Genomic DNA, 14,414 nt, shown 5'->3' with positions numbered 1-14,414 from the left:
GCGGCACCACAGACAATGGAAATGGGGTACCAAGAGTAATTTCCAGGGTAGTGACGTGATGCTCTGAAGCTAATTCCGTCCGCATCCAGCCTAAGCTGGATCGGCGTCTAACCATTCCTCTGGGATCGTTCTATAGGTAGACATTACTTTTGGGGGAGCCCACGGATATCCCACAGGAAATGGCTGCGCATCATTTCCTAAACAACAATAAAACCCTGCCGATTCATCCATTCGTATGGATTCGGCAGGGTTTTCGTCAAATTAAGAAAGATGCGGCTGTACCCAAGCGAGCATATCTTGCAGCGGTTTGAAGCCGACCGTCGTCGATACCTCTTCCCCGTTTTTGAACAGCTTCAGCGTCGGAATGCTCATGATGCCGAATGCCCCGGGAGTTTCCGGATTGTCGTCGACGTTCATTTTGGCAATCGTCAATTTCTCGCCGAGCTGCTCGTTCATTTGCTCCAGAACCGGGGCGATCATTTTGCAGGGTCCGCACCAAGGCGCCCAGAAATCGACGAGAACGACTCCTTCTTGCGCGATTGTTTCTTTAAAATTTTGATCTTCCACTTTAATCAATGCCATGGAAATCCACTCCTTAACGAAATATATGATTTATATAATTAAACGACGGATTAATCGATCTTAATTCGGCTAACCGTCGATCTGTAATCGAATCCCGGGCCGTTTTCTTTGCCCCCGAGGTTGAATTGAGCCATACGCAGCGAAGCGTACAAATCTTCGAACCAAGCCTGGTCCCGCGTCATTAGCGCCAAATCCAGCAAGCTGCGCAAATCGGCCTCTTCGGAAGGCACGTATTCGGCGAGCTTATCCATTTTGGCAAGGGATGCAACCAGCACCTCTCCGACGGCGCCGTCATGATCGCATTGAGTTACACGAACCTTGGCCATGCCGTACAGATCGATCGACTCCACATATCCGATGAATTTCTCGTCCTCCAGCGAGGTCCCGCTCACCCAATCTCCTACTCGAATCCAATCTTGTTTCATAGCCGTCATCCATGCCACTCCCCTTTCATTCCATTCCCTTTGATCAATCGCCTCAACTGAAACAAAACAGGTAACAGTTGCAATATGCGTTAGTATCCAAGCTTCCGAACCGCCTCAACGCTAAATACCTTCATACGCCCGGCTTCTTCTCCTGCTCTCTGCGCACCTGCTCCAGCACATCGCGGATCGTCCACTGACCGAAGTAATCGATCATCTGCTTCTCGGCGCCGGCATACAACTGATCCATAACTGTCGCCATATTGCAGGCGATCATACAATCCTGCTCCGCATCTCCCGAACACCAGCCCGGTTTAACGGAGCCCATGGACGTCAACCGGTACATCTCGGCCAACGTAACCTGTTCGGGATCGCATTTCAAAATAAATCCGCCGCCGGTTCCTTCCTTAGCCGCAACGTAGCCGTTCTTGCGAAGCATGGCCATCACTTTGCGAACACGAGCCGGATGGGTGCACACATTATGGGCGATCATATCGCTTGTCGCCATATGATCGGGCCGGTAAGCGAGCAGTGCTAAACTATGAATTGCAATAGTAAACTCGCTATTCAAGCCGATTGCCTCCTCCATATTCGGTGCCGATGTGTTTTGTTTCTTACTGTTATTATATTAATTACAGTTAGCTGTGTCAAGAGGGCCGACGCCCCGTTGCCATCATCCGTTAGAAATAATGTATAGAGATCCCTCTCCCGGCAAACCGTAATATAGAGGGGGTGAGCTGATGGCGACGACACCGGATCAATCGGAACATTTTATTAAAGAACTGATTCATAAAAATCAAGATTTGTTCGACGAGCATGACTTTACGGAATGTAAGCAAGTCGTAACGGATTTTGCCGAAATCATCGCAAACCTGGAGAGCACCCAATTCAAATTCAGACGCAAGCTGTCCGACGTAGCCGATAAATTCCCCCATGATATCGAGAAGGTAGTCTACCTTCAAGGCATGGTGGACGGATTAAACCTGGCGATTGTACCTTTGAAAACATTCGTCAAGCAATGATCCGAAGCTTTCCGGACACGGAGATGGGACGACAGGCGGACAAGCCAGGACAACGGAAAGGTCATTCGTTTTTTCCAACGGCATGACCCTTCCTATCCCTTGCCTCCCGGAGCTCGCCGGAATTTTTCTAACTATGTAAAATGATCTGGACAAGCCCGGAAATAACGACAGCTTGAAACAAGGACAATAGAAGCTTTTTGCGGACGGCTTCCTTGGCCGATCTGCGGCTGTTGTCGAACATATTAATGAACAAATATCCTGCTATAAATACACATACAAAAACGAAAATAAACATATCCATGCCGTTCTCTCCCTTAAGGTCTATACTGCTGTGCTCTTCTCTCCTTTGCATCTACCCTCTGCTCGACTAAACTTGTATATTGGGGTCAACATCGGCGACGACGAGCACATCCATATGACGCGAAGAACGGAGCAGCTTCTTGACCAAAGAGCCGTGCCTCAATTCCTGCCATCGTGTTCGTCGCGATTGACCGATAATAAGCTGCGTTGATCTATACTCGTTCGCTTTGGCGATCAGTACATCCGCGATGCGCTTCCGGCATGCGGCGATTTCGATTCGAAACACGCCTCCAAGCCTCTCGGTCAGCTCCTTCATAGTGCGAAGCCTTTCCGACAGCCCGGAGGATAAGTTCATCTCGTCAGGTTGGACATAAGTGACATACCAGGTTGCCTTCAGCCTGTGCGCGATACGGAAACCTCTGCGGATAAGCCTCTCGGCGGCGGGCGCGCTGCCCACACAAACGAAGATGACCTCTTCCCGGCGCCAAGGTCCCCTTAGAGCGCTTCTTCGCTCCCAAGCTTCCAAGCGTTCGTCGACATCGTCGGCGATCTCGCGCAGCGCCAGCTCCCGCAGGGCAATTAAATTGCCGGTTTTGAAAAAATGATTCAGCGCCTGATCGACCTTATCAAGCGAATAAATTTTGCCGTCCTTCATCCGCTGCTGCAGGGAGCCCGGCGCAACGTCGATCAGTTGAACCTCATCGGCCAGCCGCAGCAGATGATCGGGCACCGTTTCGCGGATGCGAATGCCGGTAATTTGCTCGACGGCATCGTTCAAGCTTTCCAAATGCTGAACGTTTATAGTCGAAATGACGGAAATCCCTGCGTTCAACATATCGATAACATCCTCATACCGCTTGGCATGCTTGCTGCCGGGCACATTCGTATGCGCCAGCTCGTCGACCAGCACAATCTCCGGGGCCTCCCGCAGGATCGCTTCGGTGTCCATCTCCTCCAGCCGCGTTCCCCGATAATCGACGACCTTTCGCGGGACGGTCCCCAGCTTGCCTACCTGCGCCAATGTTTCCTGCCTTCCGTGCGTCTCCAGCAGGCCGATGCGAACATCCGCTCCGCGGCGCAGCAGGTCGTTGCCTTCCCGCAGCATAGTGTAGGTTTTGCCGACTCCCGGCGCAGCGCCGATATATACCTTGAATCGTCCCCTCCGGATTTGTTCGATGCGCCGCTCCATCTCCTGCGGGCTCAGACGCCGGTACGGATCGGCCGCCGGTTTGTTCAGCCTGGCCGGCAAGATCCGCTCCCCCTCATGGTCCGCGCGATCGGCGACGACGAACACGTCGATATGCTTCGTCCGTTTTAACACCCTATGGACGACCGCTCCCTTCCAGAGCTCCTGCCAGCGGGTTTGCTTGGAATGTCCCATAACGATGCGGGTCATATTATGCTGAATCGCATAACGGACGAGGGCGCCGGGCAGCGCTCTGCGCGAGCGGAGCGGCAGCTCCTCGAAATCTCCCCCCACCTTCTCGACGAGCTTGACAATCGAGCGCTTGAAGGAGGCGGCTTCCTTGCTCGGCGGCCGGTTCCCCTGAACGAAGGTGACGACCGTCAAATCCCCGTTCAGCCGCTTGGCGATTTGCTGACCGCGGCGCACATGGATCGAGCCGTTCCAATGGTACTGCGCGGAGACCAGGATGCGCTCAGCGGCGCCGGACGGCCGAGCCGCGCCCGTCTCCTGCCGGTATTTCTCCAGCGTATCGCCCACCCCTTCGGCAACCAGACGCAATGCCAATTCTCGCAGAACGGCGAGATTGCCCCGCTTGAACAACGGAGCGGCCTCCTGCGGCTTGCAGCTTCCTTCCGCAGCGCGGGCGAGCATCGTCTCCGGGGTAACGTCGATCAGCACGACCTCATCGGCGAGCTCCAGCGTATCGGCAGGAACGGTTTCCCGCACCTCGATGCCGGTTCGGCGCTTCGCCAGCTCCTTCATGTCCTCCAGCTCGTAGACGTTAACCGTCGTTATGACGCTGATGCCGCGATGGAGGAGCTGACGGATATCGTCCAACCTCGTAGGATAGCAGGCTCCCTGCCGGTTTCGGTGCGCCAGCCCGTCGACGAGGACGACTTCGGGATTGCGCTCCAGCAGCAGCTCCACGTCCAAATCTTTTTTCTCTATGCCGTTTTCATGCCAGCGAATGCTTGGAACCCGCTCCAGATCGCCGATCTGCTCCGCCGTCTCCGGTCGCCGCATCGTCGACACGGCGCAGATAACCACATCGAGACCGCGCTGCTTCAAGGCATGCCCCTCGCGAAGCATATGATAGGTCTTCCCCGAGCCGGTTACCGCCCCGATGTATACTTTTAACCGGCCGCGGTGGAGCTTGGAAATCGACAACAAAATGTCCTCCGGCGTCTTCCCTCTGAACGTTTCCATGAAAGCCTCCTGACTGCTGACGGCCGCTGCATGAACAACGCCGGAATGGCGCCGCGCTTCACTCCGTCTCTAATCTCGCCGCGGTTGATGCGCCGTTCGCCGCATTTCGTTTATTGCTTCGCCAGCTCGGCCAAGGCCATATTCAGCTTCAGCACATTGACTCTAGGTTCGCCGAACAGTCCCAGATCGCGCCCTTCCGTATGGGCGTCCACCAGCGCATTCAATCGATCCGGCGAAATGCCGGTCAGCTTGCCGATACGCGGCACCTGTGCCTTGGCCGACTGCGGCGTAATATGGGGATCAAGGCCGGAAGCGGAGTTCGTAATCAGATCGATAGGCAGCAGGCTAATCGGCACATCCGGGTTGTTCGCCTTCCACTGCTCGATCGAAGCTTGCGTCCGTTGGAGCAGCTCGGGATTGGACGGGCCGTAGTTGTTCGTCCCGGACGATTCCGCTTTATATTCGATGCTCGATACTCTGCCTTGAAACCACTTCGGATCGGTGAATGGCTGCCCGATGAGCTCGGAGCCGCTGATTTGGCCGGAGCTGTTCTTCAGTAAGCTTCCGTTCGCATTGCCGGGCATCAACACTTGAGCCAACCCGGTGCACAGCAGCGGATAGACGATGCCGCATAACAGGATAAAGACGGCGCAAAGCCGAACAATGCCCCCTAGCGATACGGTTCCTTCAACGTCAAACGATACCGGTTTATTCATTCTTTTTCCTTCCTTTCTTTGGAGCGCGGGCATCCGGCGGGAGGTCTCCCGCTCTCCCCCGGACGCATCCGCTTCTCTAAATCCATATATTGACGATCAGATCGATCAGCTTGATTCCGATGAAAGGAACGATAACTCCGCCGAGACCGTACACAAGCATGTTCTTGCCGAGCAGCTTGGCGGCGCTCATCGGTTTGTAAGCTACGCCCTTCATAGCTAACGGGATCAGCAGCGGAATGATGACGGCGTTAAATACAAGCGCCGATACAATCGCCGACATGGGCGAACCGAGATGCATAATGTTCAAAGCCTCCATCTGCGGAATCGCCAGCGTGAACATCGCCGGGATGATCGCAAAATATTTGGCTGCGTCGTTGGCGACGCTGAACGTTGTCAGCGCCCCGCGCGTCATCAACAGCTGCTTGCCGATCGCGACGACCTCGATAATCTTCGACGGGTCCGAGTCGAGATCGACCATATTGGCCGCTTCCTTGGCGGCAATCGTGCCGCTGTTCATTGCCAGCCCGACGTCGGCCTGCGCCAGCGCCGGAGCGTCGTTGGTTCCGTCGCCCGTCATCGCCACCAGCTTCCCTTCGGCCTGTTCCCGGCGGATGACTGCAATCTTATCCTCCGGCTTGCTCTCCGCTATGAAATCGTCCACGCCCGCTTCCCGCGCTATCGTAGCTGCCGTGAGCGGGTTGTCGCCGGTACACATGATCGTCTTGATCCCCATTCGGCGCAGCTGCTCGAAGCGTTCCTTCATCCCGGGCTTCACCGTATCCTTCAGATAAATCAGACCGTATATCCGGTCATCGACGGCTACCGCAAGCGGCGTCCCGCCTTCCGACGCGATGACGTTTCCCTTATCGTCCAAATCCGCGGGGATCGTTCCTCCCTGCGCCTGCACCCACCGCTTCACCGCATCGACCGCGCCTTTGCGCACTTTGCGACCGTCGGACAAATCGATGCCGCTCATACGCGTTTCAGCCTTGAACTCGATAAATTGTCCGCCGTCGGCCAGGGATGCGTCATATGCCAAGCCCTGCTTTTTCATCCATTCCAGCACGGAGCGTCCTTCCGGCGTCTCGTCTTTCAAAGAACTGACGGCGGCCCATTGCGCTACCGCTTGCAGCGATTCATTCCCGACGGGAAGCATGTCGCCCGCCATCCGGTTGCCGTATGTGATCGTTCCCGTTTTATCCAAAATCATCGTATTGATATCTCCTGCCGCTTCCACCGCTTTACCGGACATCGCCAGCACGTTGAACCGGGTCACCCGATCCATTCCTGCGATCCCGATAGCGGATAAAAGACCTCCGATCGTCGTCGGAATCAAACAGACGAGCAGCGCGATCAGCACAGGAATTTGCAGATCGATCTCCAAATAGCGGGCGATGGGAGCCAGCGTTACGACGACGATCAGGAAGATGAGCGTCAGTACCGTAAGCAGCGTGCTCAGCGCGATCTCGTTCGGCGTTTTTTGGCGCTTGGCGCCTTCGACGAGCGAAATCATCCGATCGATGAACGATTCTCCCGGGTCGCTGACGATACGCACCCGGATCGAGTCGCTGACGACGCGGGTCCCCCCGGTCACGGAGCTGAAATCTCCGCCCGCTTCCTTGATAACGGGAGCGGATTCGCCGGTTATCGCCGATTCATCCACGGAAGCGAGCCCTTCGACGACCTCGCCGTCGCCGGGAATCATCTCGCCTTGCGATACGGAAACCAGATCTCCCTTGCGCAGCTCGGTCGCCGGAACGATCTTGATGCCGGTTCCGTTATGGACGATCTTGTTCGCCATAATCTCCTGCTTCGTTTTTTTTAGCGAGTCGGCCTGCGCCTTCCCCCGCCCCTCCGCCAAAGCTTCGGCGAAGTTGGCGAACAGGATCGTGAACAATAGGATCACAAATACCGTAAAGTTAAACCCGACGCTGTTCTCCGTTCCGAAGTAACCCGGCAGCACGGTCATCAGCAGCACGATGAAAGCGCCCGCTTCCACGACGAACATAACGGGGTTTTTCATCATTTTGACAGGATTCAGCTTCAGGAAGCTCTCCTTCGCCGCTTGAACGACGACGGCGGAAGTGAGCAGCTTGCCGCCGCTTGTTTTATTTTCATTCATGCTTGATCGCCTCTCTCTTCATTAACGAATCGTTACCTGTTCGGCAATAGGTCCGAGCACGATCGCCGGCAAAAACGTGAGCGCCCCGATAATAAGCACCGTTCCGACGAGGATGCCTACGAAGAGCCGGTTATCCGTACGGAACGTCCCCAACGTTTCCGGCACCCATTGCTTGCTTGCCAACGAGCCGGCAACGGCTAACAAAGCGATCATGGAAATGTACCGGCCCAGCAGCATGACAATCCCGGTGGATATATTCCAGAACGGCGTGTTGTCGCCCAGCCCTTCGAAGCCCGAGCCGTTATTGGCGGCCGATGAGGCATATTCGTACAGCACCTGAGTAATCCCGTGAAAGCCCGGATTCGAGATCGCCGCCTTGCCCAGCTCCGCCGCCAAGGCGATGCCCGTCGGGGCAAGAATGATGAGCGGATGCGCCAGAATAGCTATAGCGATCAGCTTCATTTCGCGCGGTTCTATCTTGCGTCCCAGAAACTCCGGCGTCCGGCCAACCATCAATCCGGCGAGGAAAACGGCCAGCATCGCGTACATAAGCATATTCACCAGTCCGACGCCTTTGCCGCCAAAGACGCAATTCAGCATCATAAGCGCCAGCGGCGTAATGCCTCCGAGCGGCGTCAGCGTATCGTGCATATTATTGACCGAGCCTGTGGTAGCTGCTGTCGTAACCGTGGTGAACAATGCCGATTGCGCGATGCCGAAGCGCACCTCCTTGCCCTCCATGCTGCCTTGGGACGCGTCGATTCCCAGTCTGTTCAAAACCGGATTGCCTGCCGACTCCGCAGCGTATACCAGCGACAGAAACAGCAGAAACAAAATCATCATCGCCGAAAAAATAACCCATCCCTGCTTGCGGTTCCGTGCAAACAGCCCGTACGTATAAGGAAGCGCAGCGGATAACGACCACATCGATAAAATTTCAATCACATTCGTTAAAGCGCTCGGATTTTCGAACGGATGCGCCGAGTTCACGCCGAAGAAGCCGCCTCCGTTCGTTCCGAGATGCTTGATCGCCTCAAGCGAAGCTACCGGCCCGATCGCTATATGCTGCTCGCCGCCTTCGAGCGTATTCACCGTCAGCGCAGGCTGCAGCGTCTGCGGAACCTGAAGCGCTACAAGCGTCAGCGTTACGATGAGCGCCAGCGGAAAAAACACCCGCACATGCGCCTTCACGAAATCTTCGAAAAAGTTGCCGATTCTTTCGCCTCTGCTTGTCACGCCCCGCACGAACGCAATGGCGACGCATAGCCCCGTCGCCGCCGACGTAAACATCATCATCGTGATGACAGCCATTTGCGAAAAGTACGACAAGCCCGTTTCCCCGCTGTAATGCTGGAGATTCGTGTTCGTCATGAAGCTGATGACGGTATTGAAGGCAAGTGTCTGCTCCATATTGCCGATACCGTTCGGGTTGAGCGGCAGCAAAGTTTGCAGTCTAAGAATCAAGTAACCGGCTCCTACCAGAACAATATTCGTCACAATAAAGCTTAGCCCGTACATCTTCCAAGTCATGCCTGAACGGTTTTTCAATCCGGTAACGGCATAGATCGCTTTTTCTATCGGGGCGAACCAGCGATCCGTGCGGTTCGCTTCATTGGAGAAGACATGATATAAATACGTTCCCAACGGTTTGACGAGCAAGATCAAGATGACGATAACAATCGCGATCTGCAGTATTCCCATGTTTTTTTCCTCCTAAGAGCTTTTCTCCCCGGATTTCTTGAATGGCTAGCCCTTGAAAGGATTGAAATCCGGAGACAAAGGCGACAGCTTACGCTTCTCCAGATTGCCTTCGCTTAGCGAAGTCTGCTTTTTCACCATGCTTCTAGAGCTTTTCGCTCCCTCTCAAAATTTTTCCGGATGAATCAGGGCGTACGCCAAGTACACGAACAAGAACATCGTGACGGCAGCGACCAATATCATTTGCTATCGCCTCCCGTTTCCGCAACGACCCGGCCGCACCAGGTCATAAAGCCATAGAACAGCCCGTACATAGCCGCGAGCATCGCAATCATGCATATATCCAGCATAGGAACGCCTCCAGCGTTTGTTTATTCGATTAAAAAAGAAACATCTTGGCTTGAAGTATGGATGACATGGTCTGCGCCAAGTCCACGATACACCAGCCTCGGATTCATATGACGAGTAATGACGTAAATATCTTTGGAAGTCCACGTGCGGCATATTTGAATGAGCCGGCAGCACAGATTTAACGAGCTTTCGAACAGGAACACCCGTCCGATCGGCAGCTCAGGCAAAAGCCAAGACTCGCATTCCGAGGTGTCTACCCGTATAAAATGCTTGACACCCAGCTTACGGAGCCTCCCTGCTTCCGCTCGGCTGTTCGTGATCGCCGCAAACGGGATTCCTTTCGCCAAAAGCAGCCGGACGAAGCTTTCGCCGGTTTTATTAGGCGCCGATACGAGTATGAACTCTTGCACGGCAATCATCTTTTTCTCCTCCTATTCTCTCAAGAGAAGGCAGACAAATAAAAAGAAGCCTGCGAAAAGAGGGGTCTCTTCTCGCGGCTTCTTTGGAAAGCACAGCAAACACAGCTGTGCAAGCACACGATCATCGTTGCCTCTCTCGGTACGCTGACGAGGTTAGCTGTCGGATTCGGGCGTGAGAGTCGCCCTACCCAGCGCATGTCGGCTGGGATTCACCCCATGGGCCTGCCAAGGCCCTTTGGTTCCCCCGCTCCCTGTTTATTCAGGGATTAAGCGTTATAACTGCTTATCGGTCTGATGAAAAAAACTCGATTCATTTTTCCAAAAAACAATTCCATTTTTCACAAATGGGCGCAAAAAAACCACAGAGGCTTGGGAGCCTTGTGGCCGTTTAAACGATCACAAGCTTCATCATCCTCTCTCCATTAGACCATCGTCTTCAACAACCAAGAAGCCGATGTCCTTCCACGCTGACGAGGTTAGCTGTCGGATTCGGGCGGTGAGAGTCGCCCTACCTGCGGATGCAAGCTAGCTTTGCATCGCGCTAGGATTCACCCCGGCATCGATATTTCCGGCTCTCACACCGAAAAATACCGCTGCAATGGTTCCCCCGCTTTCCCTGAATAAGGGAAATTAAGCGATCAGAATTTGGAAACTTTGTTTTTTCAAATCATGAATTGTATATTACGCCTGTTGCAGGCTGCTGTAAAGAACAGCCGACAGACCTATGCGGCGAATTTCAACGAACGAATAGGATGGCAGCGCTTACTTCCATCCTGATCTTCATATAACTGCTTCCCGCTCACTCTATCTTCGTTTTACGCAATTTGGAGCGGCTTGTTTCCCGCTGGTCTTCCCCCTTAAGGGAATGCAGTTAAAACGAAAACGGCCGCTACTTGAGCCAGCCGTTTTTCTCCGCTATGCTGATCGCGTCGATCCGGTTTTTCGCCTCCAATTTCTGCATAATTTCCGATATATAATTTCGCACCGTTCCGCCGGAAAGAAACAGCGATTTGGCGATCTCGCCCGCCGACAAGCCTTCGGCAACCAGCCTAAGCACCTCCCGCTCCCGTTCGGTCAGCGGATTCTCCGCCTCCCAGAACGTAAGCGACAGCTCGGGGCTAATCGCCCGGCCCCCGGCATGGACTTTGCGCAGCGCCTCGCCCAGTTCGTCGATCGGCGAATCCTTGAGCAAGAAGCCGTGAACGCCCGCTTTGATCGCCCGCTGAAAATAACCGGAGCGGGAGAAGGTCGTCAGGATGACGATGCGGCAAGGATGCCCCTGCTCCTTCAGCCGCTCGGCGACATCGAGCCCTGTCATACGCGGCATTTCAATATCCATGATGCACAGATCGGGTCCCAGCTCCAGAATCAGCCGCATCGCCTCTTCCCCGTTCTCGGCCTGCCCGATCACTTCCACATCGTCCTCCAAGTCCAGCAGCGCGCTAAGCGCTCCCCGCAGCATCCCTTGGTCCTCTGCAATTATCACTTTCATTGCGCGTTCTCCCCCGATTTCTGATGTTTGACGATTTTGGGCACGGTGAACGTTACGGTCGTTTCTTGTCCTTCCTCCGCTTGAAACGTCAGCTTGCCGTCGATCAAGTCCAGCCGTTCCTTCATCCCCAGCAGTCCCCGCCCGGAAGAGGGGGTAGGACAGGAGGCGCGCCGCAATCCTTCTCCATTATCGCTTACCGTCACCGTAATCCCGCTGTCGTCTTCATGTAAGGCGATGCGGCAGAGCGAAGCCTTGCTGTGCTTCACCACATTGGTCACGGCCTCGCGCAGACACATCCCCAATATATTTTGAATGAGCGGCGAAGCATCCAGTCCGGCGAAATCCCCTTCGGTCTCGACCCCGATTCGGGCCGCGGCCAATATTTGCCGCGCATGGCGGATTTCATCGTGAATCGAAACGGCGTTCATTCCCGACACCAGTTCCCTCACCTGCTTGAGCGCGGCGCGCGATGTCATCTGAATATCCCGCACCTCCTGCGCCGCTTTTTCCGGATTGCGGGGAATTAATTTTTCTGCCAGCTCGCTCTTTAACGTGATTAAAGACAGCGTGTGGCCGAGCGTATCGTGCAAATCCCGGGAAATCCGCTGCCGTTCTTCGTTTTTGATCAACCGTGCGATCTCCTCGTTAGCCGAATTCAACTGGTTGCGCAGCTCCTTCGATCGGACCCCCGCGCGGATAATGAACGGGAAGACCAGCATCAGAGCCGAGGACGGAAGAAGCACCACTAAGTCATCGCCGGAAAATTGATGGATGTGCGTTCCGAATACAAGCGCAAACAAGGCCAGCAAAATGACGACCCCGGCGTAAAATTGCCTGACCGAAGCCATTAATCCTATGACAGGGGCTACATAAAAGGACATAAACCAGAAATTAATATGATAGTGAAAGCAAAAAAAGACGATGATCGCAAGCATGGTCAGCACATAAACCATTCTGCGTTTTTCATCCCAATAACAAAGGCAATTGGCCACTATAAACAGCAAAAGCAGAGCAAGGCCGATCCACTCATCGTGAGTCGGCTTTTGCAATATGCTGTAGATGGGCGAGGTCAAATACACCAGCCAGATCAATTGGAACACGCCCATGCCTTTTCCGAAAGGCCTCATCTTGAACCCGTTCATGTTATACCGCTTCCTGTCTCCGGATGATATAGGATGATAATACCATAAAGACGACGACGTAAGCAGCCAGCACGATAATCCCAACCCCGTCTACGGACGCCCCGGCAATAATATTCCATGCCCCTTGCCCGTACCGGTACGAGGGCAGCCACAAGGCGATCTTTTGCAGGAGGGCCGGCATTGTCTGGATCGGCATCCACAGTCCGCCCAGTGCGGACATGGCCATGAAGAGCAGCTGGGAGATGACCTGTACCGCCTCCACGCTGCGAATCGTGCCGATCAGCGTGCCCAGCGCCAGGAACGGCAGAATGCCGATCCAAATCCACAAACCGCACATAATCCATTGGAACAGACTAAGCTCCACGCCCCGGAAAATGGCACCGATCAGAAACATCAGCACGATCGTGCCTAAGTTGATGAGCGACTGCGCGGCGATTTTGGACAGTACATACGTCCCGGACGGCAGCGGCGTAATCCGGATGAGCTGCACCCAGCCTTGTCTGCGCTCCTGGGCGAAGCGGATGCTGATCGTGTTCAAGCTTCCGCCGATCACTCCGAATACCGTCATGGACATCAAGTAGTAGGCTTTCCATTCGACTCCGCCGACCTCCGTATTCGCGTCGATCGTGCTGGTAAATATAAAGTAGAATATGACCGGCATGAGCAGCGCCATAACGACGAACTTGCGGTTTCTGAGCGTCCGAAGCAGCTCCGCCTTGCATTGCGCCAATGCAGCATTCATCTTTTATCATCCCCTGTATATTCGAATGAGCCGGCTTGACCGAGCACCAATGATTGGAAGGCGTCTTCCAGTCCGCCGCTTTGAATTTCGATATCTTTCACGTCGAGCTTGTTCTGTACGATTGCGAAAATGAGACAGTCCGTATCGGTACTCGTCAATTTGACCCGTCGTCCGTTCCATACCGCATCGGAAATGCCAAGCACGCTCCGCAGCGTCTCCTCCGTCACTCCGGGGCCGGCGGTGAACGACAGCGTTCTGCCGTTCGTCGTCGCCTTAATCTCGGCCGGCGTACCGTCGGCGATCAGTTTGCCTTGGTTAATCACCACAACGCGATCGGCTATCGCATCGGCTTCTTCAATATAATGCGTCGTCAAAATGATCGTGCGGCCGCGGCCCGCCATCGCCCGGATCGTCTCCCAAAACAGATGCCGCGAGGTCACATCCATTCCGACGGTCGGTTCATCCAGAAACAATACCGACGGATCACCCGCCAGCGCGAGCGCAAAATTCAATCTCCGCTTCTGCCCGCCGGACAAGGAAGATGCCATCTTGCTTCGCTCTTCCTTCAGACCGGACACCTCAAGCAGATGGTCCAGCGTCAGCGGCTTCGAATAATAACTGCGAAACAGATCGATCGTCTCGCCTACTTTTAATCCGTCGATCACGTTCACGTCCTGCAGCATCGCCCCGAAGCGGTCCTTCACGCCGCGGTCCTGGGGACTTCCTCCAAGCAGCCTGATCGTACCCGAGCTGGGCTGCTGCAGACCGAGCGTCATGGAGACGGTCGTCGTCTTGCCCGCCCCGTTCGGGCCGAGCAGCGCCACAATCTCGCCTTCCTGTATCGTTAGGGACAGATCGTCCACTGCGGTTTTTCCTTTAAACTGCTTCGTCACATGATCGAGCTGTATGACTGGCTTCATTCCTAACGTCACCCCTCGTTTGATTTCATGTACTTATTGTAGCGTCGCGGCCAATCCGGCGGTATTCATGAATGTCATTCGTTTCATATGACAA

General features: G+C 54.6%; 15 protein-coding genes and 2 riboswitches. Of the genes, 1 reads left to right on the top strand and 14 read right to left on the bottom strand.

Annotated features, from left to right (window positions below; all coding sequences use genetic code 11):
- Nucleotides 1–261: 261 nt before the first annotated feature.
- The 3 genes from trxA to SK3146_RS22805 all read right to left on the bottom strand — a co-directional run bounded on the left by trxA (nucleotide 262) and on the right by SK3146_RS22805 (nucleotide 1,575).
- Entirely contained in the window at nucleotides 262–582 is a 321-nt protein-coding gene (gene trxA, locus SK3146_RS22815) for a thioredoxin (protein WP_249860935.1), read from the bottom strand.
- A 50-nt stretch (nucleotides 583–632) separates the two neighbouring features.
- Nucleotides 633–1,016: a hypothetical protein gene (locus SK3146_RS22810; RefSeq protein WP_249860934.1), complete on the bottom strand. Its 384-nt coding sequence runs from the start codon at nucleotides 1,014–1,016 to the stop codon at nucleotides 633–635.
- Between the two features lie 121 nt (nucleotides 1,017–1,137).
- Nucleotides 1,138–1,575, bottom strand: a complete 438-nt coding sequence (locus tag SK3146_RS22805; protein WP_249860933.1) for an RrF2 family transcriptional regulator — start codon at nucleotides 1,573–1,575, stop codon at nucleotides 1,138–1,140.
- 169 nt (nucleotides 1,576–1,744) lie between these two features.
- On the opposite strand from SK3146_RS22805, the gene SK3146_RS22800 reads away from it, so the two are divergent.
- Complete coding sequence (locus SK3146_RS22800) at nucleotides 1,745–2,026, top strand: hypothetical protein (protein WP_249860932.1); 282 nt, start codon at nucleotides 1,745–1,747, stop codon at nucleotides 2,024–2,026.
- A gap of 127 nt (nucleotides 2,027–2,153) precedes the next feature.
- Here SK3146_RS22800 and SK3146_RS22795 read toward each other — a convergent pair whose 3' ends face one another.
- From SK3146_RS22795 to SK3146_RS22750, 11 genes are all read right to left on the bottom strand, one after another.
- Nucleotides 2,154–2,327: a hypothetical protein gene (locus SK3146_RS22795; RefSeq protein ID WP_249860931.1), complete on the bottom strand. Its 174-nt coding sequence runs from the start codon at nucleotides 2,325–2,327 to the stop codon at nucleotides 2,154–2,156.
- A 66-nt stretch (nucleotides 2,328–2,393) separates the two neighbouring features.
- Nucleotides 2,394–4,718, bottom strand: coding sequence for a universal stress protein (locus SK3146_RS22790; protein WP_249860930.1), 2,325 nt, complete (start codon nucleotides 4,716–4,718; stop codon nucleotides 2,394–2,396).
- Between the two features lie 110 nt (nucleotides 4,719–4,828).
- Nucleotides 4,829–5,434 (bottom strand): potassium-transporting ATPase subunit KdpC, encoded by a 606-nt coding sequence (gene kdpC / locus SK3146_RS22785; RefSeq protein ID WP_249860929.1) that lies wholly within the window; start codon nucleotides 5,432–5,434, stop codon nucleotides 4,829–4,831.
- 76 nt (nucleotides 5,435–5,510) lie between these two features.
- Complete coding sequence (gene kdpB, locus SK3146_RS22780) at nucleotides 5,511–7,556, bottom strand: potassium-transporting ATPase subunit KdpB (RefSeq protein WP_249860928.1); 2,046 nt, start codon at nucleotides 7,554–7,556, stop codon at nucleotides 5,511–5,513.
- A 21-nt stretch (nucleotides 7,557–7,577) separates the two neighbouring features.
- On the bottom strand, nucleotides 7,578–9,257 hold the full coding sequence (kdpA, locus tag SK3146_RS22775; RefSeq protein WP_249860927.1) for a potassium-transporting ATPase subunit KdpA: 1,680 nt from the start codon (nucleotides 9,255–9,257) through the stop codon (nucleotides 7,578–7,580).
- A 162-nt stretch (nucleotides 9,258–9,419) separates the two neighbouring features.
- Nucleotides 9,420–9,473, bottom strand: a complete 54-nt coding sequence (kdpF, locus tag SK3146_RS35315) for a K(+)-transporting ATPase subunit F (protein WP_434006906.1) — start codon at nucleotides 9,471–9,473, stop codon at nucleotides 9,420–9,422.
- Nucleotides 9,474–9,625: 152 nt separating this feature from the next.
- A complete protein-coding gene (locus SK3146_RS22770) occupies nucleotides 9,626–10,024 on the bottom strand; it encodes a hypothetical protein (RefSeq protein WP_249860926.1) in 399 nt (132 codons plus the stop codon).
- A 126-nt stretch (nucleotides 10,025–10,150) separates the two neighbouring features.
- A riboswitch (cyclic di-AMP (ydaO/yuaA leader) is annotated at nucleotides 10,151–10,307 on the bottom strand.
- Between the two features lie 167 nt (nucleotides 10,308–10,474).
- Nucleotides 10,475–10,671: riboswitch (cyclic di-AMP (ydaO/yuaA leader) on the bottom strand.
- Between the two features lie 242 nt (nucleotides 10,672–10,913).
- On the bottom strand, nucleotides 10,914–11,516 hold the full coding sequence (locus tag SK3146_RS22765; protein WP_249860925.1) for a response regulator transcription factor: 603 nt from the start codon (nucleotides 11,514–11,516) through the stop codon (nucleotides 10,914–10,916).
- Nucleotides 11,513–12,658, bottom strand: a complete 1,146-nt coding sequence (locus SK3146_RS22760; protein ID WP_249860924.1) for a sensor histidine kinase — start codon at nucleotides 12,656–12,658, stop codon at nucleotides 11,513–11,515. The genes SK3146_RS22765 and SK3146_RS22760 overlap by 4 nt, the downstream gene beginning before the upstream one ends.
- A 1-nt stretch (nucleotide 12,659) precedes the next feature.
- A complete protein-coding gene (locus tag SK3146_RS22755) occupies nucleotides 12,660–13,400 on the bottom strand; it encodes an ABC transporter permease (protein ID WP_249860923.1) in 741 nt (246 codons plus the stop codon).
- Nucleotides 13,397–14,320, bottom strand: coding sequence for an ABC transporter ATP-binding protein (locus SK3146_RS22750; RefSeq protein WP_249860922.1), 924 nt, complete (start codon nucleotides 14,318–14,320; stop codon nucleotides 13,397–13,399). The genes SK3146_RS22755 and SK3146_RS22750 overlap by 4 nt, the downstream gene beginning before the upstream one ends.
- Nucleotides 14,321–14,414: the final 94 nt, after the last annotated feature.

Origin of the sequence: Paenibacillus konkukensis, assembly GCF_023523925.1 — a bacterium.
Classification (GTDB): Bacteria; Bacillota; Bacilli; order Paenibacillales; family NBRC-103111; genus Paenibacillus_S; species Paenibacillus_S doosanensis.
This window is presented reverse-complemented; position numbering and strand designations above follow the sequence as displayed.